This is a genomic window from Clostridium sp. L2-50 (genome assembly GCF_000154245.1).
Lineage (GTDB): Bacteria > Bacillota > Clostridia > Lachnospirales > Lachnospiraceae > Coprococcus.
The window spans coordinates 16,670-43,038 of the sequence record NZ_DS480325.1 but is presented as its reverse complement, the minus strand read 5'-3'; the positions used below and the strand labels follow the sequence as shown (position 1 = coordinate 43,038).

Sequence of the window (26,369 nt, the reverse complement as noted above, 5' to 3'; positions counted from 1 at the left end):
ACTCCCTATCCGGCAGTAAATTGTGTTACAATGAAATCCATAAACAAACTTGAAAAGCAATGTATATGAGCTTCGCATATGCAATATATTTGAAAATTGCGCATATACAGACAGGGGATTCTTTCATCATTACATAAGGGGATAAAAGCATGCTTACTTTAAAGGCAAAAGATTCGGAGTCATCCGAAAATGAACCAATAATAGAAACTGACATTTTTCAATCAGATGCAGACCCATCTGATTCGCCGTATTCACAGGAATATTTTGATCTGATGGATATGATCGATAATACAGGCAAGCAGATCGAATATTATAAAATGGTATATACTGCTGAGATCGATGGTCTGGCAAAAAGGCGGCACAGCCTGAAAACACATTTTCTTTATAATGTCGTATTTCTGATCTGCCTGATAATATTTGACTCTCTTTTTTCTAATATTATGTTAAGTGGTGGCGGAGTTGTCATGCAGACGTATGAAGGCTGGATCGCCGTAGGTGCATTAATTCTCGGCACGATCTATATGATCTGCCGTGTGATCCGAGCCTATATCATCTATCAGATCAATGTCCGTGCCGGCTTCATGACTGATTATCTGCAAAAGCATGACATCCACACCATGATTGAAGAAGAAGCTTATTGCAGGAAGATCCTTCAACAGATGCTTGGCTACGAGACGACTCTGGCTCATATTACAAAAGCTGTCCCTAAAACAACAACAGAGATCAACGCTGCTATGAGCGAGATCTCTGCTATGAATTTTGATATTAAAGATTTTCATTATAACGCCGGTCGGACGATAAAATAATATATATTTTCTGATCTGACCATTCCTGCATCAATGTCTACTGTTTAGCAGCTTCTGTTTCAGGTCATATAACGGCTTTGACAGATCGACAAATACTTCCTGCGGATTTACCAGTCGTCTGGTCTCATCCCAGAGTGTGTTCAGTTCTTTCCGGCAATACTCCCGGATCTCCATCGTGGATGGATTCTGATATACGCACTGTCCCTTTAAGAATACCGGGACAAGCATCTCACGGATCTCATAAGAACCACCCGGAAGTGTCGAACGCTTCCATGTAGCCATCTGGTCAAATATCTCCAGATCTTCCGCTTCATTATATGTCTCATCGGAAAGTGCGATCAGATCCGCCTTGATCTTTCCGGTCTCTTTATTATACAGACGGAACACCGTCTTATTTCCGGGATTTGTGATCTTCGCCGGATTCTCTGATATCTTGATCTTGGCTGTGAATTCTTCATCCTCCGGCTTCTTGATCGCCGCAAGCTTATAAACACCGCCAAAAGATGGATTATCTGCCGACGTGATCAGGTTGGTTCCAACGCCCCATGACGTGATCGCTGCACCCTGATTCTTCAAACTGTTGATCAGATATTCATCCAGATCAGAGGATGCTGCAATGACTGCATCCGGATATCCCGCTGCATCCAACATTTTTCTGGCTTTCTTAGACAGATATGCAAGGTCACCGGAATCCAGACGGATTCCATATCTGGTCGGCATCTTTCCCTCTGCCTTCATCTCATCAAATACCCGGATCGCATTTGGCACACCGGATTTCAATGTGTCATATGTGTCAACCAACAATGTACATGCATCCGGATATAATTCCGCATATCTCTTAAATGCTGTATATTCATCCGGAAAGCTCATGATCCAGCTATGTGCATGTGTCCCAAGCACAGGCACGCCGAACTGCTTACCGCAGATTACATTTGAGGTTCCGACACAGCCACCGATAACTGCCGCCCTCGCACCGAAGGTTCCGGCATCCGGTCCCTGCGCACGGCGAAGTCCGAATTCCATGATACCATCCCCTTTTGCTGCATAGCAGACTCTGGATGCCTTTGTAGCGATCAGACTCTGATGGTTCACGATATTTAATAATGCAGTCTCAACCAACTGCGCTTCCATGATCGGTGCAACCACCTTCACAAGTGGCTCATACGGAAATACTACAGAACCTTCCGGGATCGCATAGATATCACCTGTGAAATGAAATCCTGCAAGGTAATTCAGAAATTCTTCATCAAACATATTCAGACTTCTTAAGTAATCAACGTCTTCATAGGAAAAGGACAGATTCTTGATATAGTCGATCACCTGTTCCAAACCACAAGCGATCGCATAGCCGCTTCCGGATGGATTTTTTCTGTAGAATGCATCAAATACAACGATGTCATCTGCTTTCTCACGGAAATATCCCTGCATCATCGTCAATTCATAGAAGTCTGTTAATAAGGTAAAATTTCTTTTTTCGTCCATATCTCTGTCCTCCTGCCTTTCTTTTTTCAGCAGTTTATAATCTCTACTATTCTATCATACATGATCGGCACATCGTTTTCTCACACATTACTGCCCATATAACATCTCATTTAACTCATGGTACAACCGGGAAAGCGGAAGTCCGACAACATTATCATAACTGCCCTTGATCCCTTTCACAAACAGACCACCCTGTGTCTGTATCCCATAGCTTCCTGCTTTGTCAAACGGATCTCCCGTCGCAAGATATCCGGTGATCTCCTCATGCGTCATCGGATAAAATGTAACCTCTGTATTTTCGTAAAATGTCTTTGTCCGGCATTTCTCTCCGTCATAATACATAATAGAAACACCTGTATATACATTATGTGTCTGTCCTGACAAACTATTCAACGTATTATATGCATCGTCATAATCAACCGGTTTTCCAAGGATCCTGCCATTTAATGCGACGACCGTATCGGAACCGATCACGATAAACGGCTGTGTCTCCGCCTCCGTACCGGCATGGTCTGCACATACCTTTTTATATACATTTTCTGCCTTTCTTCCGGCAAGTTCCATCACCATATCCTTTGGAAAACGGATATCGGTAGCTTCATCGCAGTCACTTGGCATAACCGTAAATGTATAACCGGCTCTTTCAAGCAGCTCTTTTCTTCTCGGTGAATTCGATGCAAGTATGATCGGAATCTGTGTAACCATGATGTTCTCCTTTGATTACTCCATCTCTTTTGCAAGCTTCATTGCTTTTTCAAATAACGGAAGTGCGCGTTCTACCATCTCCGTTGTGGTACAGTAAGCAAGTCTCATATGTCCCGGACACATAAAGCTGTCTCCCGGTACCAGGATCAGATCCAGCTTGCTGGCTGTCATACGACAGAATGCATTTGCATCCGCGATCGGAGTCTTTGGGAACATATAGAAGGTTCCGCCCGGTTCTACACACTCATATCCCATATTTGTAAGCTCTTTATATAAAATATTCTTATTCTTCTCATAGATTGACAGGTCAGCTGTCTTATCGATCACTTCTGCCACACCAAGCTGGATCATGGATGGCGGACAGTTATGTCCTGTAAATCTGGAGATCTGACCACACATCAGAACGATCAGCTTCGCATCCTTACATTTCGGATTTACCGCTACATATCCGATACGCTCACCCGGAAGGGAAAGTGACTTACTGAATGAATAACAGCAGATACTGTTGTCATAGAAGGATGAAATAAATGGTGAATCCGTTCCTTCAAATACGATCTCACGGTAAGGCTCATCAGAGATAATATAGATATCATGTCCATATTCCTTCTGCTTTTCTTCCAGAATTGCAGCCAGCTTCTTGATCGTCTCTGTTGAATATACGATACCGGATGGGTTATTCGGAGAGTTAATAAGAACTGCCTGTACATTTGGATTTAAAAGCTCCAGAAATGCATCAAAATTAATCTGGAAGGATGTAATATCCGCCGGCACGATCTTAAGCACCGCACCTGTTCCGTCAACATATGGAACATACTCAGGGAAATATGGAGCAAATGTGATCACCTCATCTCCCGGCTTTGTTACACAACGAATCGCATGTGCGATCGCACCTGCTGCACCGGAGGTCATGAAAATATCATCTGCTGTATATTCCATTCCAAATCTTCTGTTTAAAGAATCTGCAACCGCTTCTCTGACGGACATAATACCAAGTGTCGGGCTGTATCCGTGAAGTGTCAATGGATTTTCCTCTTTTAACATCCGTTCCAATGTCTCTGTAAACTCCGGACATACCGGAACAGAAGGATTACCGATCGTAAAGTTATATACATTTTCCTTTCCGATCTCTGCCGCACGTTTTGATGCATACTGCGCAAATTCTCTTATTATAGAACCTTTGGTTGTCATATCTGCATATTTTTCCGAAATCATACCTGTTATCCTCCGTCTGTTGTGAATTTAATAATGGAAGTATACCGCCGAAAAGGCAAAAAAACAAGTGGTAATAAATCGGGGAAAAGACTTATTACCACTTGCAAAAAATGAGGGGAGAGAGGATTCAAATAAATGAAAAACTCTTACAATACATAGTATATAAGGGATGTGTGTCTAAATTGTGTTTATTTTCTGATGTGTTTATAAACTAAAACTGACATTTTTGTTTAAGATAAAAGCCTATCGGCTCAGTGATTAGCGGTCGGCAAATGCAGTTGTGCAAGCACACTGCACTTGCCTCGTCGCTATAACAAAAAACAAGTGGTAACAAACCGGGGAAAGATTTATTACCACTTGCAAAAAATGAGGGGAGAGAGGATTCAAATAAATGAAAAACTCTTACAATACACAGTATATAAGGGAAGTGTGTCTAAACTGTGTTTATTTTCTGATGTATTTATGAAGATCATAAACAAAACTTTATAAAGCTAACACAACCTGTCTGCCCGCCTCTGTCGGTCTCCTTGGCTGGTATGGGTGACTGGCATGGGCAGTTGGTCTCCCCACTATAAATGGCTTGCTGCGATTTCTGTTCGTTGCACATGCCTGATTCGTAAATACTCCTGTGCTAACTCGCCTTCGGCTCAAACAAGCACCCGTATTTACTGGCAATGTGCATCTCACGACGAAATTCTCGCTGATGCCATATTATAGTGGGGAGACCAACTGCCCATGCCAGCCACCCATACCAGCCAAGGAGACCGACAGAGGCGGGCAGGCGGACTGCGACTTCCCCCAATTTCAGGCTTGTAAGAATAATTCGTTTTATGTATAATAAAACGTACGGTGTTTTTTTCCACACCGCCTTGATTTTTCAAGGAAAAATGGGGTTTTATGATGTTCGGGCAGACAGATATATCTGACCAGACCAAAAACGTCAATATAATAATAGGAAAAGAGGATAAGCATGTTAGAAAACAACCATGAAAAAAAGCCAAAGAAATACGCTGGTATTCTGGCACATCCGACTTCATTTCCAAGTCCTTACGGAATCGGTGATCTCGGAAAAGGTGCATACCGGTTTATAGACTTTCTGGCAAATTCGGGCTTGAATCTGTGGCAGGTGCTTCCACTTGGACATACCGGATTTGGTGATTCACCATATCAGCCATTCTCCGCATTTGCCGGTCAGCCGTTAATTATTGACCTTGATGCATTAAAAGAATACAAGCTTCTGTCAGAAGATGATTTTACCGATATGCCGGAATGGGATCCCATCCACATCGACTACGGAACCTTGATCACTTTTAAGACAAAGCTGTTAAAGCTCGCTTACGAACGTTTTACTGATCCTGACTATGAGGACGGATTGTCAACAGACGAGGAACAGATGGCAGCATTTGCTTCTTTCAAAAAGGATTCCTCCTGGCTCGCTGACTACTCCCTGTTTATGGCAGGTAAGGATTTCCATGAAGGAATGCCTTGGTATATGTGGGAGGATTCCCTGAAAGCACCTACCAAAAGACAGCGTACCACATGGGAAAAGAAGCTTGCAAATGAGATCGGTTACTATGATTTCATCCAGTTCTTATTCCATACACAGTGGATGGCGATCAAGGAATACGCAAATGAAAAGAACATCAGCATCATAGGTGATGCTCCGATCTTCCTTGCATGGGACAGTGCCGATGTATGGAGCCATCAGGAGCTTTTCATGCTGGACTCAAAGGGATACCCAACTGAAGTTGCCGGTGTACCACCTGATTATTTCTCAGAGACCGGACAGTTGTGGGGCAACCCACTGTATAACTGGCCAAAGCATACCGCTACCGGTTATGAATGGTGGATCGAGCGAATCAAATACCAGCTCACTCTGACAGATTTCTTAAGAATTGACCATTTCAGAGGATTTGACCGGTACTGGGCTGTACCTTATGGCGAAGAAACCGCCATCAACGGAGAATGGAAACCCGCTCCCGGTATCAACTTCTTCACACAGTTACAGGCAAATCTTGGCTATGACCTTCCGATCATCGCTGAGGATCTGGGTGAGATCGACGATTCTGTTATCGAATTGCGTGACAAATTCAATCTGCCTGGCATGAAGATCTTACAGTTTGCATTTGAGAATCCGGAAGAAAATGATTTCCTTCCGCATAATTATACAAGAAACTGTGTATGCTACACAGGAACACATGACAATGACACAACATTTGGCTGGTATCAGAAAGCATACGAAGCATCCAAGGACAAGCTTCGCCGCTATTTCAGCACAGATGCCAGTGATATCTGCTGGGTTATGATCCGTGCATGTTTCTCGTCTGTCGCAAATATGGCTGTTGTTCCTATGCAGGATGTTCTGAAATTAGATTCATGGGCTCGTCTGAATACTCCGGGTGTAGGGGAAGGCAACTGGGCTTGGCGCTTTGAGGATAAAGACATGGATACTAAATTAGAAGAACGTCTATTTGAGACAGCAAAACTCTACGGCAGATAGAACAGGAGGATATATTTGAGAACCATTATTACTGTACTGTTTGCAGTACTTGGAATCATATTTTGTTTTCCATATCATCTGTATCTGAAGCAGCTTGCAAAAAAGGATCAGGACAAAGCTTATATCAAGGCTCAGAAGCTGGTAAAAGGATTTTTCGGAGTAGTTATGTTCTTAACCGGATGTAAACGAACAATTATTGGCAAGGAAAATATTCCTACCGACCAACCGGTCATGTTCGTTGGTAATCATCGAAGCTATTTTGATATTTTATCCTGTCACAATGCAATCGATATGCCGCTTGGCTTCATGTCCAAGGACAATATCAAGGATATACCTCTGCTTTACAAATACATGGATGATATCGGATGCACATATCTGGATCGTACCGATCTGAAAAAGGGTCTGGAAACGATTTTGCAGACTGCTGATATCATCAAATCCGGTCACTCCATGATGATCTTCCCGGAGGGAACAAGAAATAAGGGCGACGAACTGCTGCCATTTAAAGACGGTGCATTCAAGATCGCTCAGAAAGCCGGATGTCTGATCATTCCGGTTGCTATCTGCGGAACAGACAAATGTATGGAAGCAAATAAACACAATTTTCTTCACAGCAGCAAGGTTGTGATCGAATTCTTAGAGCCGGTTGATATCCGTGGATTGAAGCCGAAGGAACGTAAAGAGGTTCTGGATGCAATCCCCGGTAAGATTCAGGCAGCCCGGTTAAAAAATCTGCCTATGACAGAAAAATAATATAATTGCAAATTGTATATATATTTGATTACTTTGACTTGCCAATACAGGGACATTTGAGTCCGCCGGTCCTTAGATGGCGCAGAAGCGGCATCTTAGTACCGCTGCAGGAGTAACTGAGATCTTAGCGAGGTATTTTCGAGCTTAGTTCGAAGTTATGCAGCGCAGAAACGAGCGGAAGCGTTCCCTGATTGGTAAGGTCAAAAGTAATCATAATATATACAATTTGCAATCACAGACAAATAATGAAATATAAGGAGGAACTTATTATGCCTTGGTGGGGATGGATGTTAATCGTCATCGCAATATTAGTTGTAATCTTAGTAGTACTTTACATAGTAGGAAACCGCCTGCAGAAAAAGCAGAGCGCACAGAAAGAAGCTATGCTTCAGGCTGCACAGCCTGTCACGATGCTGGTCATCGATAAAAAGATGCTGCCTATGAAAGATGCAAATCTTCCGAAACAGGTATTGGAATCAACTCCAAAGCGTTACCAGAAAGCCAAGCTTCCTATCGTTAAAGCCAAGATTGGCCCACAGATCATCAATCTGATCTGCGACGATGGAATCTTTGATGTTATGCCTGTCCGTGGCGAAGTTAAAGCTATGGTCAGCGGTATCTACATCACAAGCGTTAAGAATGTTCGTGGTAAGAAAGCACCGGAGCCTGCAAAGAAATCATTCAGCCAGAAGCTTCGTGCAAAACAGAAGAAATACGAGCAGACTTATGAGCAGGAAACTGCCAGCATGAAACTCAGCAAAGAAGAAAAAGCCGCAAGAAAAGCAAAGGCAAAGGAAGAGAAAGAAAGGGCAAAGAAGATCCAGTAATCATGATAAATACTCGTGTCGACCTCAGAAAATTAGTTATTACCTGTCTGGTTCCGGTTACCGCATTACTGATACATAATATTGTCTATCTTGCAGGCACCCGGATCTGTGATCTTACAGGCAGTCAGACTGATTCTGTCGGCAGTATCACATCATGTATTTCATATATTCTTTGTATCTGTATTTTCGGATATTTTTATCTGTCCGATCATTCAAAAACAAAGCACGCAGGAAAGAAAAATCCTTTCCTGCGTGCTTTTGTTATCTTTATTTTACTGCTGATCCTTGGTATCAGTCTTCAGCTCTTAACAACCTGTATTCTTCGTCTGATCGACACTTATAGGCCGGAGCTTCTAATCTCATACCATGAACGGGTACAGCGGTCATTTTCCATCAACAATGGAATCATCCGTATCTGTACAGTCACACTTCTCGCACCGATCGCAGAAGAATTCGCCTTCCGGGGAGTGGCACTGAAGCTGTCTGTCTCTGCATTTCACACGAAGCATGCCGCCCTCTGTGCAATCCTGTTCACAGCATTCTGTTTCGGCTGCTATCATGGAAATGTCGTTCAGTTCTGCTACAGCGTTCCGGCCGGAATCATTCTGGGCTGTCTTGCCGTATGGTCAGGCTCCCTGGTCCCAGGCATGATCCTTCATATAATCTTAAACGCTTCTTCCTATGTGATCGGAAGTATAGCGATCTCCCCCTCTATACTGTGGGGAATCATCGGAATCACCTGTATCCTGACTGCAATTTGCATGACTGCTATATATAATGTGTATAAATAAGGCGGTCTGACTGGCAGTAGGGCTGTATATTGACATTGGCGAAGATTCCGTAATGAAATGCACATTGTCAGTAAATACGGGTGCCTGTTTGAGTCCGAAGGACGAGTTGGCACAGGAGTATTTACGAATCAGACATGTGCATTGAATAGGAATCGCAGCAAGTCAATATAAAGCTAGTCCGCCAGATAGACCGCCTTATTTATTCTACGCTACAAAATATCGTGACAAATGATATACCAGAACCTTCTCATCCGGGTCTTCTTCATAACCGGACAATTTGATCATCTTCTTTAAAACGAACAGGTTGCAGTCACGGATTGCTTTCTGATATTCAAATGTCGGATAGTAGATCAGAAGTTCAATATCTCTCGGCTGTCTCCGTACCGATGCGATGATATTATCCAGTACCTTCCTGAAGGTTACGCCGGAAAATGGATTGAAGAAATAGAAATAATTGTCTTCATCTCCGATCTCATATGCCTCCGCTTCCACATTCAGGAACTGCATCCGTTCCTCCTGATCAAGGAATTTGCTCTGATAGCTTGCGGCATTTGTCAGAAGTCTGTCATAGACCCTGGCATTGTTCTCGATTCCAACCGTCCGGCAGTAATGTCTGGAATTACAGTAAAAAAGCACTCTGCCAAGTCCACAGCCAAAATCCACAAGCGTATCTTCAGGCTCCATGCTGATCTCATCGAACATCGTCACCAGATCATTATAATATGTAACCTCATAATTATTATCTTCTTCGTTCACCGGAAGACATACATCCATATCTCCAAATGCTGTCTCCGCGATCGTTTCAATCCCCAAAAAGCTATCGAAGGATTTCTCACTACCCATATATATTTATACCCCTTCGTAGTCCGCAGTCACATTCAGACTGCAATCCGTAATATAATCATTGTTAAAATCAATACAGTAACGAATATCGATCCGAATCCCCTTCTCGGACTGCTCCATATGATATTCCTCCGTACAGATATTCATACAGATCGGTCCGACCGGAGTTACATAATGCACTGAGCTGTTCTTCTCACGGTCAAATAACATAACCGTGTTCACACTGCCACGTTTCGTCAGCTGAAGCGCATGCTCATCGAATCGCAGAAGATTCTTCACCGGTTCTTCCACATCTTCAATGAATTCGTCATATTTGATATAGCGGTTTCCGTTTTTCTCAGAGTATGTTCCCCGCGTCTCAAGCTCCAGAACCTCCGGCTCATCATCCGCTCCGGCAACACTCTGTACACCCGTTACTTTTATCTTTATATCTCTCGTCGTCATAAATTATCTTTCAAATGCCATCTCAATTAAGGTATTTACAAGGGTCTTGATATCATATCCCTCTGCATCCCACAGCATCGGATACATACTGATCGATGTAAATCCCGGCAATGTATTTACTTCATTAAATATTACACGATTGGTGTCCTTCTCAAGGAAGAAATCCACACGGGCAAGTCCAAAGCCGTCAATCGCATTAAAGATACGGATTGCTTCTGCACGGATCTCGTCCTCAGCTTCTTCCGGTATATCCGCACCGATAATCGTCTTGGAATCTGCATTATTGTATTTTGCATCAAAATCATAGAAATCTGCGTCTGCGGCAGCAAGGATCTCGCCAACACCGGATGCCTTTGTATGATTGCCATATCCAAGTACACCACATTCCAGCTCTCTACCGATGATCGTCTCCTCAACAAGGATCTTGGAATCATGGTTGAGTGCCTCATGCAGACCAGCTTCTAACTCGGCTCTGTCATGTGCCTTTGTAACACCCTTTGATGAACCTGCGGATGATGGTTTTACAAATACCGGATAGTTTAACTCGCTCTCTACCCGATCCATCGCAACATCCAGATCATCAAAATCATCTTCTACTACAGGAACGAATTTTGCCTGTGTTACATTGATATGATCAGCAATGATCTTTGTATGGAATTTGTCCATTGCAGCAGCCGATGCAAATACACCGCAGCCCACATATGGAATGTCCGCCATCTCAAACAATCCCTGAATCGTACCGTCTTCTCCATATAAACCATGCAAAACAGGGAAAATAACATCTACAGGCTCCGCATAGATTCTGTCGCCATCTTTTATGATAATCTCTTTTGCAGAATCCGGTGAAATCACTGCACGAACCTGACTGTCGTACCAGCTTCCGTCAGCAATACTCTCAATGCTGTCAGCCTTCAGCCATTTGCCGTCCTTTGTGATTCCGATCAGTGTCATATCATATTTGTCCGTATCCACCGCTTTGGCAACTGTCTGAACTGAAATGCATGAAACTTCATGTTCCGATGATCTTCCTCCAAAAATAACTACCAGTTTTTTCTTAGTCATATTCCCTTGAGCTCCTTTGAAATATATAATCAAAATATCTCATATCATACCACAACCACCTATATAATTCAAGGATTCCGGGGATTTATGGGTAGGTTTAGGAGTAGGTGGAAAAGTCAGTCATAATCTTTTCAACGTCACACACAAAGTCTCATAATACCCGGCCGGATAAGCAACGCCATTCAATGTTGCTGCCGGGAGGCTCAGGTATTCAAAGGCTGACCAGGCAGTAACCGGGATGCCGTATTCTTCTGCACTTTCCTCTGCACAGGCATCGATATATTCTTTGCTCAGTATCAGATTCTTTCGCACAATGCTTTTCTCCTGATCGTTATAGTCTGCGCCAAGTTTCTCGGCTATGCCATAAAGTACCGCCTGCTCAACATATGAAGTAAATTCATCCAATTGCTTATCCGATAAATTCTCATTTCCCTCATATCTTATCCGAATCCGGATAACATCTGATGTTTTATTCTGATCATTCATTTTGCTCTCCACAAGCTCCGCTTTTGAATTCCCTGCTATGTCATCATACATTGCTTCCAGTTCCTGTAACTGCTTCTGTGTTTCATACGCATTTAATGTTGTGCCATCCAGAATCCGAAATGCAGTCTGGATATCATTTGACAGTTCTGTATCCTGACCATCCGAAGGCTCAAGACCATTTACCACCTGCTGGCTCGATCCATCATTCTTACCGTCTGTCTGTGAAGTTTTGTCACTGGTTATTCCGGCATAATTTTCCTCTGTACTGTCATAGGCTATATCTTCATTTTCTTCCGCATATTCGATCAGGTTCATCACCTGCTCTACGCTGTTTTTCGCGCTGTATAATCTTTTCAGTGCTCCCATTTCCACATATAATGTTCCACAAAATAAACCGATCAGGATTCCGGCAACTGCCGCCCTTACTGCTCTACCCATTTCCATAACCTCCATTTTTCTTTATCTACATTAACGAAATATCTATATCTGATATATTTAAATTCCTTTATTATTGAAACAAATTCTGTTTCACACTCTTTATCAATAACTAATACTTTAAACGAATGTCTACTCCCCCAGTGTCGCCAGACACTCTCCTTTGTAATGCGTTGCGATATATTTCCGGATGCTGCCGGACGCTTCACCCTGATAAAGCGAATCGGTGCAGATCACTTCTACATAATTCGTTACAAATTCTTTTATCAGCTCCGGATACATCTGTCGCAGGGTTTCTTCGGAATCCACCACGATATATTCAACGTGGCTCAGGTCAAGACTCCGGTCATGCGCCTGATCATATTCAGCCCGCGCCTGTTGCAGGTTCTCCGCAACGACCGGATACTCTCGTTCCTCCGATTCGGCTGCCGACTCCGCTCCCTCCAGACTGTCTGTAACAAATGTGTACTCGTAGCCCCCTTCCGTCTCAGAGATCATAACCACCCGGAGATAGTCTACCGCTTCAATGGATCTGTCCATGCACCCGGACAACATACAGGCGATCAGAACTCCGCCGATCACTTCTGCAGCCATCTTTGCAAGCTTCCCCGGATTCGTCCGTTTCCGTCCTGCAAATGCCGGTACAAGAACAGACAAAGGAATATCCACAGCAGCAATGTAGCTCATGAATGCCCGGCCGGCATCCCGTTCTCCAAGGAACCGGTCCATCCACATAAACAACAGAAACAAAACAACCACACAGCCCCCTCTTATCCACAGGCTTCTTTTCTCTTCCATATCTTCTTCTGCCGAATATTTGTTTTTCTTCTGTGTCTTATCCTCAAATGTATCGTTTTTTTCTTCCATCACTTTTTTATCCATTGCATTATCAGAATCACATCCATGTAAGTCTGTACTCTTATCATCCCCGACTGCTCTCATCCCGCCGCTCTTTCTCCATACACAGATGATCTTCCAGATCTCATCCACAAACTGACAAATGAATACAATGTGGATAGCCAGAAGCAAGAGTCCGAAGATTATAAGCAGATAACAGGCGAGTAAACCAAGCCTCGCATTTGCACCTCCGGGGAACATCATCGCACCCACAACATTTAGTATTCCCTTTGAGCCGGCTGTTCTGCCCTGCAAGCCAAGCAATGATATCACAAAACAGGAAGCAACAAAGGCTAACACAACCGGAACAGATACCGTCCACACCAGCATCCCACGTCTTCGTTTCTCTACTCTCAGATAAAGATACATGACAAATTCCAGCATACATAACCCTACGATCATCAGATATCCTTTTATCAAAACCTGACATATCGTGTTACATGCAGATGCCTGCATCTGGAATTCTACATATTCTTTTAATCCGGAAAAATCTGCATTCCAAAATCCACAAATGACAAACAGCACCAATGTGATCCCGATTCCGATCACACTTGCTTCCGCAAATCCGATATAACCACGCAGCCCCTTTCCTGCCATATAGAAAAGTGCCAGTAATACCGGAACAACCAGAATCGTTCCTGCATAATCCGGCAGCATCAGGATCCGGCTCCCCTGTACAAAGAAATAAAGCAAAAAAAGAACCCGAATTACATATCTGATCACATAAATAGACGCAATAGCCACTTTTTTCTTATTATTCCATACTTTTGCACCCGTTATCTCTGTCTTTTCTTTAGCCGGATCTGACATTTTCACTACACCTGAAAGCGCAAGATGTAGTAGCACCACATAAACTAAAGCAAGCATTAGCATCAAAAAAAGTGATAAAATTCCGTTATTTTTTGAAAAATTCGTCATAATCTGTACTATATTCCAGAAAGCAATCGGAAAAATCAGGCAAGTTCCCGTTATAAAAAGCTGTCGAAATGTCACATTTCTATAATCCATATATCAATTCACATCCATTCATCATTACTTTTTGCGAAGCCGCCTGCGTTCTCTGTGGTTCGCCCATGCCGGCCGAAAGACAAATTTTTTGATTGGTTTACGAAGGATAAAATCTTCCATTCCATCCTCTGCATAGCCACAGGTTACAACCGGTGCCATGTATGGAACACCAAAGCTGTTTAGACCGGCAAGATGATAGATCAATAAAAGCATCACCAGAAGGAAGCCATACAGTCCAAAAAATGCTGCCGCCAGTATGGTAAGAAATTTCAAAAGGCGGAACACTGACGCAAAGGCTTCATTTGGAATTGCAAAAGATGCGATTGCCGTCAACGCAACTACGATCACCACGATCGTACTGACAATCCCTGCTTCCACTGCAGCCTGTCCAACGATCAAACCACCAACAACACCGATCGTATTTCCCAGCTGACTCGGCAGACGGATCCCTGCCTCCCGCAGCAATTCAAACAACAACTCCATGATCAAAACCTCTAACACGATTGGAAAAGACAACTGATTTCTTGCAACTGCAATCGCATAGAGAAGTTTATCCGGTATCACCTCCCGGTGATAACAGGTAACAGCTATATAGAAGCCCGGCAGCCCCACCGCGATAAATGCCGCTATATAACGAATGATTCTGGCAAAAGTTGCAACCGGCCAACGGTTATAATAATCATCGGCAGTCTGGAATAATGTATTGATCGTCGCCGGCGCGATCAGAACCTCCGGCGAATTGTCAAATACAACTACTACCCTGCCATCTGCCAGTGCTGCTGCCGCTTTATCCGGTCTGGTGGTTGACTGGAATACCGGAAACGGCCGGTACCATTTCTTCTCCATCAGATGTTCTGCCATACCGCTGTCAAATATGGCATCTATCTCATATTCATTCATCCGTTCTTTCACCTGTTCAACCAGCTTCTTCTCTGCAATATCCTCAATATACATGATTCCATACTCGGTTCTGGAACGAACACCGATCGTATTCTGAATCAATTTCAATCTGGTATCTTTGATTCTTCGCCGGATAAGCGCTGTCGATGTACGGATGCTTTCATTAAAACTATCCCGCGGACCACGCATTCCACCCTCGGTAGAACTTTCTTCCACCCCACGTACCGGCAGCTTCTTGGAAGACACAACAAACGCCTGGTCTGCATCCGATACAAATACCGCTGTGTCTCCTTTCAATATGGAAAACATCACATTTTTAAAGTCATTTTCTGCCTTTATATCCGCCGATTGTGTCTCAAATGAATCCATTGCCTCCCATAGGGAACTGCCATGCTCATGCCGCCACTCCCAGGTCACAGGCTTAATGATCGTATCCTCGATCAGACCATTGTCACATAACCCATCAATGTACACTACATAGATTGCTCCTACCGAAGAGGATGTCTCATCTGCTGATCCGATGGTATCTTCTGCATACACATCCATTCCGGTTCTTCTTACAGTAAACCGACGTTCCACGATGTCTCCCCAATCAGCAAACAGCGACTTTACCCGGCTGATATTTGCATCTATGTCTTTATCGATCCGGCTGTCTGCACTATAAATTCCGCCTTCCGCATCTCTGTCTTTCCCCAAACGTTCCACCTCCCGCTGCTCCTATGTACATTTATATTTTTTACGACTCTGACCGACTTTCCCCAACCTTATTCCTCCATGATCTAACTATTACTTGTTTTATCTTCTTACTATTTCCAGTATTACCAGCAACTCTCTGAACTATACATAAAATGTTACATTGAATCATGATATAATGAACGCAAAATTATTTGCTTGCAAGGATGCTGATTTTGCGGAATGCATAGAATGTGCGAAGCACATGATATAATGATGAAAAATCGCTTGCTTGTAAGGGTCGATTTTTCGAATGCATTGAACGAGTACGATATAATGATCATTATGATGGGATGCGCTTGCACAAATCCCCAAAAGCTTCTATAGTAATTGCATAAAATCATAGAATTGCTCACATATGATGAACCCGGCAATATTCAAATAGCTTCAGTTGCATCAGTACCATATAGAATTTAACCGGAAATATAGAAATACCATGACTTCACAAACCACCCGGAAAGGAAACGAAAAAAATGATAAAATCAGATAATATATCCGACTACAAAAAACATACAACAGATCCAGATCATAAATCAGACAACAGAAATGCTACGACAAACTCAGACACCAGATTAGAAAATAGAAAATTACGTCTCGCCATCCTCGGCGCAGGTGGTATCGCCTGCAAGATGGCGGAAACCGTTAACCAGATGCAAGAGGTTGAACTCTATGCTGTAGCAAGCAGAACAGAAGAAAAAGCCAGACAATTTGCAGATACTTATCATGCATCCAAATGGTATGGCTCTTATGAAGAAATGGTTGCTGATGACGGGATTGATCTTGTCTACGTTGCAACTCCACACTCCCACCATAAAGAACATACGATGCTGTGTCTGAATCACAACCGGGCTGTTCTGTGCGAAAAAGCATTTGCCGTAAATACAAAAGAAGCCGAAGATATGATCCGGCTTGCAAAAGAAAAGAATATATTACTGGCGGAAGCGATGTGGGTTCGCTATATGCCAATGTCATTTACCTTAAAAGAAATTATAGATTCCGGCGTTATCGGAAAAATAACAGGGCTGACCGCAAATCTTGGTTATTCCCTGATGCAGGTAGAACGTCTGATCCGCCCAGAGCTTGCCGGAGGTGCTCTCTTAGATCTTGCACCATATACCTTAAACTTTGCAACCTGGGTGCTTGGCGACAACGTATCTGCGATCCACACAACGATGACTCCACACGAATCGGGCGTAGACAAAACAGAATTTATCAACCTGGCATACCCAGACGGTGCGATCGCAGGCTTGTTCACAACTATGGAATCAGCCACCGACCGCCGTGGCGTGATCTACGGAACAAAAGGCTACATCGAGGTTGACAACATCAACAATTACGAAGCATTCCATATATATGAAAATGACCGCCGACTGGTTCAGACGATCAACTGTCCTGCCCAGATCAGCGGCTATGAATACGAAGTGCTCGCCTGTAAGCGAGCACTGGAAAAAGGTCTGACCGAATGTCCGGAAATGCCACATGAACACACTTTATATATTATGCGGTTATTTGATGAGATACGAAAGAACTGGTAACAGCAGATAAAAATCCCACTATGTAAATATTTACCTCAACACCATATTACCTGACAGCAGTTGAACTAATGGATAATATTTTGCGGCAGTAAATCCTGACAGATATAATAACAACGGCAGAAGTACAACCGCTGCTGCGCAGAATATTGCACCATTTGTATTCCTAATCAATTTTCCAACCAGAACATACAGACCTGTCAATATCAGAATAGCGAGTAACCGAATACCATATACCAGCAGAAAATACCCTGTAATACTGGTGGATATACTGACATGTTCCAGATACGGAAGTGACTGCGCCAGATATTTTCCACCTGTCAGCCCAATCTCACTCTTTACCCACATTAATTCCGGCAGATAAACCATGATATATGTGACAAGAACAGTCAAGAATAACCGAACTGCTTTGATCACATGAAGTTTCCTGTAATTCTCTGTAATATCAATAATGCCATTAATCTTATATCTGTAATCTTCCAAATACAGAAATGCAGTTGTAAGCATTAATACAACAATAATCTTTGCTGCATTCATTACATCATCCTTATAATCTCTACCACCAGCAAGAATATTCCAGCCTCTGTTATAGACAAATCCCATCTGTTCCAATACAGCAGGATCAGCTTCTGTAATCTGCGATGTAATTCCACATTGCCCCTTAACATAATCTACATATTCCTGACAACGATTAAACCCTTCCTCATTTTCAAGCTGTTTATTCAGTTCTCTCCATCTTTCACTATATTCTTCTTCTGTTATCTTCCCTGCATCGTAATCCTGCTCAACCTGATCTCCATCTTTATGGAGATTTGCATACCGTTCTGCCTCTGAAGTTATATAATCTAGCTTTCCCTGTGTGATTACTCCCTCAATTTGACTGATATAGTATTGGTACACATATTCATTTGTGCTCCACCTTACAGATTTGTTCTGATATATATACACCTGAAATATAACCAGCAACAGAATAACAAATATCATTTTATATCCCAGCCATAACTTATAACCTTCCAGTCTCCATACTGAGGAAAATATCCTGCGGGATTTCGTACCTTTTTTTCGCAATCGTATACGACTCTCCCGATAATCACTGCTTCCCTCCAGATAGATCACCGACGATATGATAAGAAATCCTGCCAACAACACTGCACAGATAATACAGTCCAGATAGATCGCAGGCTTTGCATGGGATATCAGGTTATAATTCTCATATTGGAAAAATTTGGTTGTATCCAGCATTGAAAAAATAGAGAATCGATATAAAAATGTCAGATTCAGTTTCTCTCCCAATACGGAAAACAACAATTCTACAAACATGGCAACCGCCGTCCATACACATAGCATAATCTCATTCGAAGAAATAACTGCAAATGTGAATAATGCCGCAAGAATCACAGAAAAGATCAGAATTTTCACCACACAGACAAGAACAGCAAATGTACCAATTCTGCATGAAAAACCATATCCGATATAGTCCATCAGGCTCTGTACCGGCGCTGACAGATCCACAGCTCCAAACTTCCATTCTGCAACCAAAAAATTGCTTAAGGATATACCTGCTACAAAAAGTGCCATATAGACAACTGCTGCCGCATACTTAGACAGCAATAATCGACTGTCTCCATTCCATGTTGTCTTATACAGATTTGCCAGACCATTCTTCTTATCACGTAGTACCAGCTCCAGCACCAGCACAACAAGAAAAAAGAAGATCAGAATATAACTTCCTGTAAAATTTAACGCCTTACAGACTCCATATCCTCCAACAAAAAATACTTCTGTTCCCACAAGTCTCTCAAAATCTCTCTTCGTCCGTTCCAGATTACTGATCGAGAACTTTGTCTGAAATATGGAAATCGACTGGTTCTTCTCCGCATCCTCGATAATCTGCTGCAAATATTCGTCATATGTAGTACTTGCCGTATATTCATCATATAACTGTTTATAGGTCTCTGATTCCGGATCTTCCATATACATATCCATAATGGAATCCGTGTCTGTCTGAAGCCTTGTATACACCGTGCTGTCTACCTCATCTGTATCAAAAGCTACAGTCAGCAAACCAACATTCATAACCAGGAACAACAGAAAACACAATACTAATTTACGGTTATATATAATAGCCCGCATTTCATTCATAAAAAATCGAAAAAAACCGCCCCTGCGTTTGGAATAATTGATGTGAGCAGCTTTTTTCTCTGGTTTTGATTTATACATATCGTCCTCCAATTCCGCAAACCGTCACCCTCTCTGTAAAAAATGACTGGTATGCAAAAGCTACTCTCCAAATATACTAAGATATACATCTTCCAAATCAGGATTTTCTTTATCTGTAATTCTTCCGGTCAAAATCTCAGGTGCTGCCATCTCGATCAATACACCCTTTTTAAGTAACATAATCTGACTTGCTATGTCCTCAATATCCTGAACAACATGAGTTGCAATCAGAATAATTTTTCCTGTAGAATTATCATGGATCAGATTTCTCACATGGATTCTCTCCTTAGGGTCAAGTCCTGCCGTCGGCTCATCGAATATTATAATCTTCGAGTCTCCAAGAAATGCCTGTGCGATCAGAAGTCTCTGCTTCATACCACCGGAATATGTTCCAACTTTCCGATCTAATACGTCAAGAAGATTTACCTTTGATGCGTATTTCTCAATCTCATCATTCAGCATCTTCTTCTCTACTCCCTTCAGTAGCCCCATGTAGGCAAGAAACATTCGTCCGGTATAAAACGGATAGATCTCCTGCTGCTGTGGCATATAACCGATCAACCGCTGATATTCCCGTTTTAAGTCATGAATATTCGTTTCATCCAGATAGATCTCTCCTGTGGTCGGTTTGATATTCCTTGTAATCAATTTCATCAAGGTACTTTTTCCTGCCCCGTTCGGTCCAAGTAAGCCATAAATCCCTTCTGAAAATGTCATCGAAAAATCATCAAGCGCTGTTGTATTTTTATACTCTTTCGAAATGTGTTCCAGTTTTAACTCCATACGTTCATCTCCCTTACTGCTTTCTGATCCGTAATTTTCAATTTTGCAAATCTTAAAGTTACAATCTACTGTACATTAATAAGTAACTTTGGTCTTTCCATATGTTTTCTATACCTTCAAACACACTATTTACACTTCTATTTTTCTCTATTCTCCTTTATTTCGTATTTACATACATATGAAAAAGCGGTATATTTATCTCATGTACTTTTTCATAAGTATATATGGCTACGAGACTCTGGTTCTCTTCGCAAAATTGTGCCAGAGTCTCTTTTTTTATGGCCATTTCACCCAGTCAAATGTCTTTACGATGCTCTGATCTGCATCCTCCAGTTTTGTAAAATATGTGTCCCGGAATTTGGTCCATCCTGTCACTGTCTGTTCACTCTGATCCGATGTGATTATATCACCTGGTTTCATACCAGTATAATCATGTCCATCTATATATAGCTTGTCACTTGATTCATCCAATCCATAGATATCGGATATATAGGTTCCTTCTCCTGTAAAACAGGTATTTGCCAGATAAATTGTTCCTGTATCGCATTGATAAAAAAACTTATTATAATCTGTGTTAATCACATATAAATATCCATCCATACAATCAACACTTCCCCCTACAAACCGAAAAATCTCTTTCTGATTCTGCAAATTTTCATCGCATGAACATATCACACTCCACTCAACATCATTATCCAATTCTGTAGTCTTTATATAATTTCCACTTGAAGTGCTGATAATATCAAAATACTCACCATATTTTGTATTTAGATCATCTTCGACAATTTCATCTGCGTGTGTTTTTATATTATATGTAAACAGTATTGTATGCCAGTTTTCCTTGCTATCTTCATATTCATATGTCAGATAAAGCTTTTCTTTATTCTTATTATTTAATATATATAGTGCAGCACTGTCATGCTCTGCATCTCCTTCATAGCTTAGCAATGTCCGTAACCGATTCCATCTTAAATCATATGCATATAACGTACAGTCTTGCTTATATTCATTCAACTTAAATCCATCATGATACTTCCATGTAGTGAAATACAATACTCCATCTACCATTTCCATACCTATAACGGCTCCTTCATCTGCAGAATACAAAACCCGAGCTCCACTTCCATCTTTATTTATTTCACGAATCTGTGAAACTCCTTTTTGTTCCGCATCACCATCATCATTAAACGTTAACTCAGAATCAAATTCACTTATGTATATTTTATCTCCATAGCAAAGCATAGCAGGTTGAATATCTATCGTGTATGCATTGCACTTCGTCGTATTATGTTTACAATTTGCCTTATTACAAACTACTACTGATTTTCCTGTCGCTGAATCCAGGAAATAAAGTATATTCCTTCTTGCATAATACATACCGTTATCTGTAAATGCCCTTAATGCCGAATATTCTATCTCTTCCGGATATTTTTTCATTTTTCGTGAGACAATATATCCCAACCCTAAAATCAAACCGACACATAAAACAATGCAAATAGTACGCACTACTTTCTTCATCTGTCTACCCCGCTTTCATTATTTTATAAAACATCACAGGAATCTGCCATTATTGCAGATTCCCGGATGTCCATACACCAAAGTTATAATCTGCTATTTATTAATAAGTAACTTTAGCCTTTCCATAAGCTTCAGTAAATTCTCGTCCACCTTTTACAGCAGTTACTGTATTACCTTTTACCATATTAGAACGACTTTTAGTCGCATACGATGCTTTTGAGTTTTCTCTAACCCATACCTGTGCCTTACTGCATCCCATCTCTGCCGTAAATACATTTGTTATTTTACTTGCACTTTTTGAAATACGCATTATACCCAATATCTCTGTACCCCCTGCCTTTCTGATATAATAATTATAGGTAGAACCTCCACCATATACATTTGTCTCTACAGATGCTGCATGCACCGGAACCATTGCCGTTCCAAATACCATTACTGCCACCATTGCTGCAATCATTAATTTATTTTTTATTGTCTTTACCACTTTGTTCATATAAAAATCTCCTTTGTATATTTTCCTATACCTTCAAACATGCATATTTACATTTCACCTTATGTAATGCTGCCCTCCTTTGTTTTGAATTTACATACATATGAAAAAACGGTATATCATCTTATTCATGTACTTTTTCATAAGTATATATGGCTATGAAGCTCTGGTTCTCTTCGCAAAATTGTGCCAGAGTCTCTTTTTTTGCAGAGCACTTGCATTATTAGCCAGTGTCCTTACATCTATATCCATTGACCATCTTTATATAATGATCAAGGTATATCATTTATTTACTCTTAGGATTCGTCAGTTTGCCAAAAGAATAATTATATGTTCCATTAACCGTTTTAATTGTTGCTTTTGCGTAACAATACGGATTTGACGGTGGATTACTGCTTGTATAAACAAAAGTCCTCGTATTTTTTCCTGTCTTACCGGAATGTGTCACTGTATTATTATGCCAAGTTGATATTCCCTCTGCTTTGGTACTTAGTACACTTGATTTTAAGTTCTCCTTTGATGATATATTCATAACAATCTGATACTGAGGCTGTTTCTTAGAATCTTTACCCAAATAGTAATATGCATAGCTACATGTAACTTTATCCGATTGACTTGCATACAATAGTTTTTTATTCTGCAATTTTGTATATATTAGTTCACGGACTATTGTCCCATCATATTTAATATGTACAACTTCCTGTCCTATCAGCTCCATTGTATTTTCTGTTCCTTCATCCACTACTATCGACTCCGTTGTTTCCGCATGAGCAGATATTGGAAGTCCCCAAATTAACATACATGCTAATGCCATACTTATTATCTTTCGCACTACTTTCTTCATTTTTTTACATCTCCTTTTTTCTTTTTTGTTTTATAAAATGCCAGATAACATTTCCTACACATATAATAAAACCTATCGATTCAAACACTATTTTCACTACCTCTGCGCCCATATTTATTCCATAGGCTACTCCAACACCCGTGTTAGGTGATGTCCGTATTATTACATAATTGTATCCCCTATACAGTATCCTACATTCCGTAAACAACAGATACCCCACCACAATTCCGATCAATATCCAGATCACAGCAAGCACCCATTCCTTCGTTCGTTTTCTCATTCCGAGATCTTCATATTCCTGAATAATGTCTGCGGCTTCTCCCAGTTCTGCGATTGCTCCCTCTATAGTTTCTCCTTCTGCCAGTTTATCATCTAACGACCGTCCCAGATCCTTTACCATCTGTATCCGTTTCTTTAATGGTGCATGCAGATGCATGAATATCTTCATAAGATATTTCTTCTTTTTCATTTCTTTTGTTCCCCTTTTTATTTATAATTCATTATCTTTTTTTGCTTTTCTTCGCCTTTTAAAATGATAGATTACATTTCCCAGACAGATACAAAAACCTATGCTTTCTACAATCACTTTGCCCCACGTTCCCCCTGCCTTTGGTCTAAAATCAATCCACTCATATCCAGTCGGTGCTATGTACTGGTTAATCTCATGATATCCGGTGTATAATGTATATCCATCAATTATCAGCAAAACGCCAAGACAGATTCCAATCAGAATCCAGAGCACCATCCATACATACTCCTTTGTCTGCTGCCGCATACCGATATCGTTATACTCTTCTGTCAGTGCGGAAGCTTCACCAAGCTCCTCAATCACTTCATTGATTGTCATGCCCGTATCCAATTTATCATCTATAGATTGTCTTATCTCTTTTACAAGCTGCATCCGCTGCCCAAATGGTGCATGCAACAAAACGAATATTTTAATCAGATATATGTTTTTTCTCAAAGTCTCGTACCATTCCTTCTATCTGCATCCAACAATTCCACTGTTCTTCCAATAGAAGCTTCCCTTCTTCTGTAATCTTATAGAATTTCTTTGGTTTTCCATTCTCAGATGTCATCACCCATTCACTGGCAATCGCACCATCTTCTTCTAATCTATGCAGGATCGGATACAATGTTCCTTCTTTGATATCCATCCCAGCAACACATCGTGCATTAAAACGATTGACAATGTTATACCCATAATCCTTTTCATCTGATATAATCTGCAGAATGAGCATGGGAAGTATTCCTTTTTTAAACTGATTTATACTTTGATTTGCCATAATTCCTCTTTCTATTATCTTTATACCTAGTAATACCAAGTATATGGCATACATATGTATTTGTCAATTTACTTTACACGCCTTATGTTTTAGAATATCTAAACTATACCAGATTGCATTTAAAAAAACTGTAAAATGGACTGAGTGGTCAAAAATAGGGAGTGAACGGTAAATTTCTTACTGTCCACTCCCTATTTTTGACCACTCAGTCTTATATAGTATCCTGTTTCTGTTTGATATTCTGTATCACGATCTGTTCCTGATCGTAAATATGCTGATGCATAACTGCTTTTGCTTTCTCTACATCTCCGAGCAATATCGCCTCCGTGATCTCATCATGCTCACGGAGCAGTTTGCCATGATATCCGGTATCCCGCACATATTCCACACGGTATCGGTACACCTGCTCTCCGAAGTTCTTGGTAAGACTCACAAGCCTTGGATTGTTGCTTAATTCACAGATTGTCTCATGAAAGGCAACATCTGTATCTACGATATCCGGCACACGACCGGAACGGACTGCCTCACGGAAATTCTCACAGGCTTCTTTTAATCTGAGTCTGCCGTCTTCATCAATCCGCTTGCAGGCAAGTTCGACTGCCAGTTCTTCCAGACTCAGGCGGATCTCCAACGCATCCCGGAGATCCTTCTCCGTGATACGGGCAACCTCTGCGCCTTTCCTTGGAACCATCACGACTAAGCCCTCTAATTCCAGCATCCGGATTGCTTCACGCACCGGAGTCCGGCTGACACCCAGACGTTTTGCGAGTGCCACTTCTAATAACCGTTCGCCCGGTTCAAATTCTCCATGTACGATGGCATCCCGCAACGCTTCAAATACAACCTCCCGAAGCGGAAGATACTCATCCATATTTAACTTCAACTCCATAAGTTACCCCATTTCTCTCTATTTCTTCTGCAGAACAACTCCCTCTGTTCTGTCTGATCTTACACATTATATGGCTGTGTGACAAATACCTGCTTTGCCAGCTTCCGGCTGCGGATCGCATCTGCCGCTTTCTCCGCTTTTTCCTTTTCTGTAAATATACCAAATACAGTCGGGCCACTTCCACTCATAAGTGAATTCATCGCACCACATTCTTTCATGCAGGCTTTGATCTCCGCAATAACCGGATACCGAACCTCGGTCACCGTTTCCAGTACATTTTCCATTCGCTCCGTGATTCCCTGTAAACTCTGTTCTTCCAGTGCCATCACCATGCCGTCTATATCCGGATGTTTTTTTAATTCATTTGCATGCAGGTTCTCATATACCATCTTCGTCGATACAGCGATTGGCGGCTTTGCCAGCAGAATATAACAATCCGGCATCGGTGCAAGTGCCGTCAGCTTCTCACCGATTCCTTCTGATAATGCAGTTCCTTTCATGATACAATATGGAACATCTGCCCCAAGCTTCACACCATATTCCATCAGCTTATGTTTCGGAATCTGAAGATCAAAGATCTTATTCATTCCGATCAGCGCAGCAGCGGCATCAGCACTTCCTCCTGCCATACCGGCTGCAACCGGAAGTTCTTTCTGAAGAAATACCCGGATTCCACGCGTGATCTGATATTCCTGCTTCAACATCCGGCATGCTTTATATACCAGATTATCTTCATTTACCGGAAGCTCGTCCGCATTTGTGCTGAGAACGATCACATCCTCATCCACTGTCTCAAATGTCAATGTGTCATGTAATTTTACCGTCTGCATGATCATCTTTACTTCATGATAACCGTCCGGTCTTCTTCTGAGCACGTCCAGTCCCAGATTTACTTTACCATATGCCTGTAATTCTATCTTCATG

At 41.6% G+C, this 26,369-nt stretch carries 25 protein-coding genes; 6 read left to right on the top strand and 19 right to left on the bottom strand.

All coding sequences use genetic code 11. The features are described 5' to 3' along the window. Positions 1–149: 149 nt before the first annotated feature. Positions 150–806 (top strand): hypothetical protein, encoded by a 657-nt coding sequence (locus CLOL250_RS10485; protein WP_008402411.1) that lies wholly within the window; start codon positions 150–152, stop codon positions 804–806. A gap of 30 nt (positions 807–836) precedes the next feature. On the opposite strand, the gene CLOL250_RS10480 is transcribed toward CLOL250_RS10485, so the two are convergent. From CLOL250_RS10480 to CLOL250_RS10470, 3 genes are all read right to left on the bottom strand, one after another. Then, on the bottom strand, positions 837–2,288 hold the full coding sequence (locus CLOL250_RS10480; RefSeq protein WP_008402410.1) for a nicotinate phosphoribosyltransferase: 1,452 nt from the start codon (positions 2,286–2,288) through the stop codon (positions 837–839). 87 nt (positions 2,289–2,375) lie between these two features. Further along, a complete protein-coding gene (locus tag CLOL250_RS10475) occupies positions 2,376–2,993 on the bottom strand; it encodes a Maf family protein (protein WP_008402409.1) in 618 nt (205 codons plus the stop codon). 15 nt (positions 2,994–3,008) lie between these two features. After that, entirely contained in the window at positions 3,009–4,205 is a 1,197-nt protein-coding gene (locus tag CLOL250_RS10470) for a pyridoxal phosphate-dependent aminotransferase (protein ID WP_008402408.1), read from the bottom strand. A 970-nt stretch (positions 4,206–5,175) separates the two neighbouring features. Here CLOL250_RS10470 and malQ point away from each other — a divergent pair. The 4 genes from malQ to CLOL250_RS10450 all read left to right on the top strand — a co-directional run bounded on the left by malQ (position 5,176) and on the right by CLOL250_RS10450 (position 9,076). Next, positions 5,176–6,705 carry a 4-alpha-glucanotransferase gene (malQ, locus tag CLOL250_RS10465; protein WP_008402406.1) on the top strand — a complete coding sequence of 510 codons (1,530 nt, stop codon included), beginning with the start codon at positions 5,176–5,178 and terminating at the stop codon, positions 6,703–6,705. Between the two features lie 15 nt (positions 6,706–6,720). Beyond that, positions 6,721–7,458, top strand: a complete 738-nt coding sequence (locus tag CLOL250_RS10460) for a lysophospholipid acyltransferase family protein (protein WP_008402405.1) — start codon at positions 6,721–6,723, stop codon at positions 7,456–7,458. A 269-nt stretch (positions 7,459–7,727) separates the two neighbouring features. Beyond that, the gene (locus CLOL250_RS10455; RefSeq protein ID WP_021944205.1) at positions 7,728–8,285 is read left to right on the top strand and encodes a hypothetical protein; all 558 of its coding nucleotides are present in this window, start codon (positions 7,728–7,730) and stop codon (positions 8,283–8,285) included. A 2-nt stretch (positions 8,286–8,287) separates the two neighbouring features. Beyond that, complete coding sequence (locus CLOL250_RS10450) at positions 8,288–9,076, top strand: CPBP family intramembrane glutamic endopeptidase (protein WP_008402403.1); 789 nt, start codon at positions 8,288–8,290, stop codon at positions 9,074–9,076. Between the two features lie 204 nt (positions 9,077–9,280). Here the strand turns inward: CLOL250_RS10450 and CLOL250_RS10445 are convergent, their stop codons facing one another. The 6 genes from CLOL250_RS10445 to CLOL250_RS10420 all read right to left on the bottom strand — a co-directional run bounded on the left by CLOL250_RS10445 (position 9,281) and on the right by CLOL250_RS10420 (position 15,856). Continuing rightward, entirely contained in the window at positions 9,281–9,919 is a 639-nt protein-coding gene (locus CLOL250_RS10445; RefSeq protein ID WP_008402401.1) for a hypothetical protein, read from the bottom strand. Positions 9,920–9,925: 6 nt separating this feature from the next. Beyond that, positions 9,926–10,363 carry a DUF1934 domain-containing protein gene (locus CLOL250_RS10440; RefSeq protein WP_008402400.1) on the bottom strand — a complete coding sequence of 146 codons (438 nt, stop codon included), beginning with the start codon at positions 10,361–10,363 and terminating at the stop codon, positions 9,926–9,928. Positions 10,364–10,366: 3 nt separating this feature from the next. Next, positions 10,367–11,425: a D-alanine--D-alanine ligase family protein gene (locus CLOL250_RS10435; RefSeq protein ID WP_008402399.1), complete on the bottom strand. Its 1,059-nt coding sequence runs from the start codon at positions 11,423–11,425 to the stop codon at positions 10,367–10,369. 120 nt (positions 11,426–11,545) lie between these two features. Beyond that, positions 11,546–12,349 (bottom strand): hypothetical protein, encoded by an 804-nt coding sequence (locus CLOL250_RS10430; RefSeq protein ID WP_044945960.1) that lies wholly within the window; start codon positions 12,347–12,349, stop codon positions 11,546–11,548. Between the two features lie 129 nt (positions 12,350–12,478). Beyond that, positions 12,479–14,110 carry a hypothetical protein gene (locus tag CLOL250_RS10425; protein WP_274922275.1) on the bottom strand — a complete coding sequence of 544 codons (1,632 nt, stop codon included), beginning with the start codon at positions 14,108–14,110 and terminating at the stop codon, positions 12,479–12,481. Between the two features lie 165 nt (positions 14,111–14,275). Further along, positions 14,276–15,856, bottom strand: coding sequence for a spore germination protein (locus CLOL250_RS10420; protein WP_008402396.1), 1,581 nt, complete (start codon positions 15,854–15,856; stop codon positions 14,276–14,278). A 500-nt stretch (positions 15,857–16,356) separates the two neighbouring features. Between CLOL250_RS10420 and CLOL250_RS10415 the strand changes: the two genes are divergently transcribed. Further along, the gene (locus tag CLOL250_RS10415; protein WP_008402395.1) at positions 16,357–17,418 is read left to right on the top strand and encodes a Gfo/Idh/MocA family protein; all 1,062 of its coding nucleotides are present in this window, start codon (positions 16,357–16,359) and stop codon (positions 17,416–17,418) included. Positions 17,419–17,448: 30 nt separating this feature from the next. On the opposite strand, the gene CLOL250_RS10410 is transcribed toward CLOL250_RS10415, so the two are convergent. The 10 genes from CLOL250_RS10410 to ispE form a co-directional block, all read right to left on the bottom strand. Further along, positions 17,449–19,635: a hypothetical protein gene (locus CLOL250_RS10410; RefSeq protein WP_008402394.1), complete on the bottom strand. Its 2,187-nt coding sequence runs from the start codon at positions 19,633–19,635 to the stop codon at positions 17,449–17,451. Between the two features lie 60 nt (positions 19,636–19,695). Continuing rightward, positions 19,696–20,418 carry an ATP-binding cassette domain-containing protein gene (locus CLOL250_RS10405; protein WP_008402393.1) on the bottom strand — a complete coding sequence of 241 codons (723 nt, stop codon included), beginning with the start codon at positions 20,416–20,418 and terminating at the stop codon, positions 19,696–19,698. A gap of 276 nt (positions 20,419–20,694) precedes the next feature. After that, on the bottom strand, positions 20,695–21,936 hold the full coding sequence (locus CLOL250_RS10400) for a hypothetical protein (protein WP_008402390.1): 1,242 nt from the start codon (positions 21,934–21,936) through the stop codon (positions 20,695–20,697). 100 nt (positions 21,937–22,036) lie between these two features. Beyond that, a complete protein-coding gene (locus CLOL250_RS10395; RefSeq protein WP_008402389.1) occupies positions 22,037–22,429 on the bottom strand; it encodes a hypothetical protein in 393 nt (130 codons plus the stop codon). A gap of 283 nt (positions 22,430–22,712) precedes the next feature. Next, on the bottom strand, positions 22,713–23,270 hold the full coding sequence (locus CLOL250_RS10390; RefSeq protein WP_008402388.1) for a hypothetical protein: 558 nt from the start codon (positions 23,268–23,270) through the stop codon (positions 22,713–22,715). A 4-nt stretch (positions 23,271–23,274) separates the two neighbouring features. Continuing rightward, a complete protein-coding gene (locus tag CLOL250_RS10385) occupies positions 23,275–23,739 on the bottom strand; it encodes a hypothetical protein (protein ID WP_008402387.1) in 465 nt (154 codons plus the stop codon). A 21-nt stretch (positions 23,740–23,760) separates the two neighbouring features. Continuing rightward, a complete protein-coding gene (locus tag CLOL250_RS10380; RefSeq protein WP_008402386.1) occupies positions 23,761–24,234 on the bottom strand; it encodes a hypothetical protein in 474 nt (157 codons plus the stop codon). Further along, positions 24,209–24,556: a PadR family transcriptional regulator gene (locus CLOL250_RS10375; protein ID WP_044945952.1), complete on the bottom strand. Its 348-nt coding sequence runs from the start codon at positions 24,554–24,556 to the stop codon at positions 24,209–24,211. Before CLOL250_RS10375 ends, CLOL250_RS10380 begins: the two co-directional genes overlap by 26 nt. A 211-nt stretch (positions 24,557–24,767) precedes the next feature. After that, complete coding sequence (locus CLOL250_RS10370; protein WP_008402384.1) at positions 24,768–25,445, bottom strand: GntR family transcriptional regulator; 678 nt, start codon at positions 25,443–25,445, stop codon at positions 24,768–24,770. 59 nt (positions 25,446–25,504) lie between these two features. After that, complete coding sequence (ispE, locus tag CLOL250_RS10365) at positions 25,505–26,368, bottom strand: 4-(cytidine 5'-diphospho)-2-C-methyl-D-erythritol kinase (RefSeq protein ID WP_008402382.1); 864 nt, start codon at positions 26,366–26,368, stop codon at positions 25,505–25,507. Position 26,369: the final 1 nt, after the last annotated feature.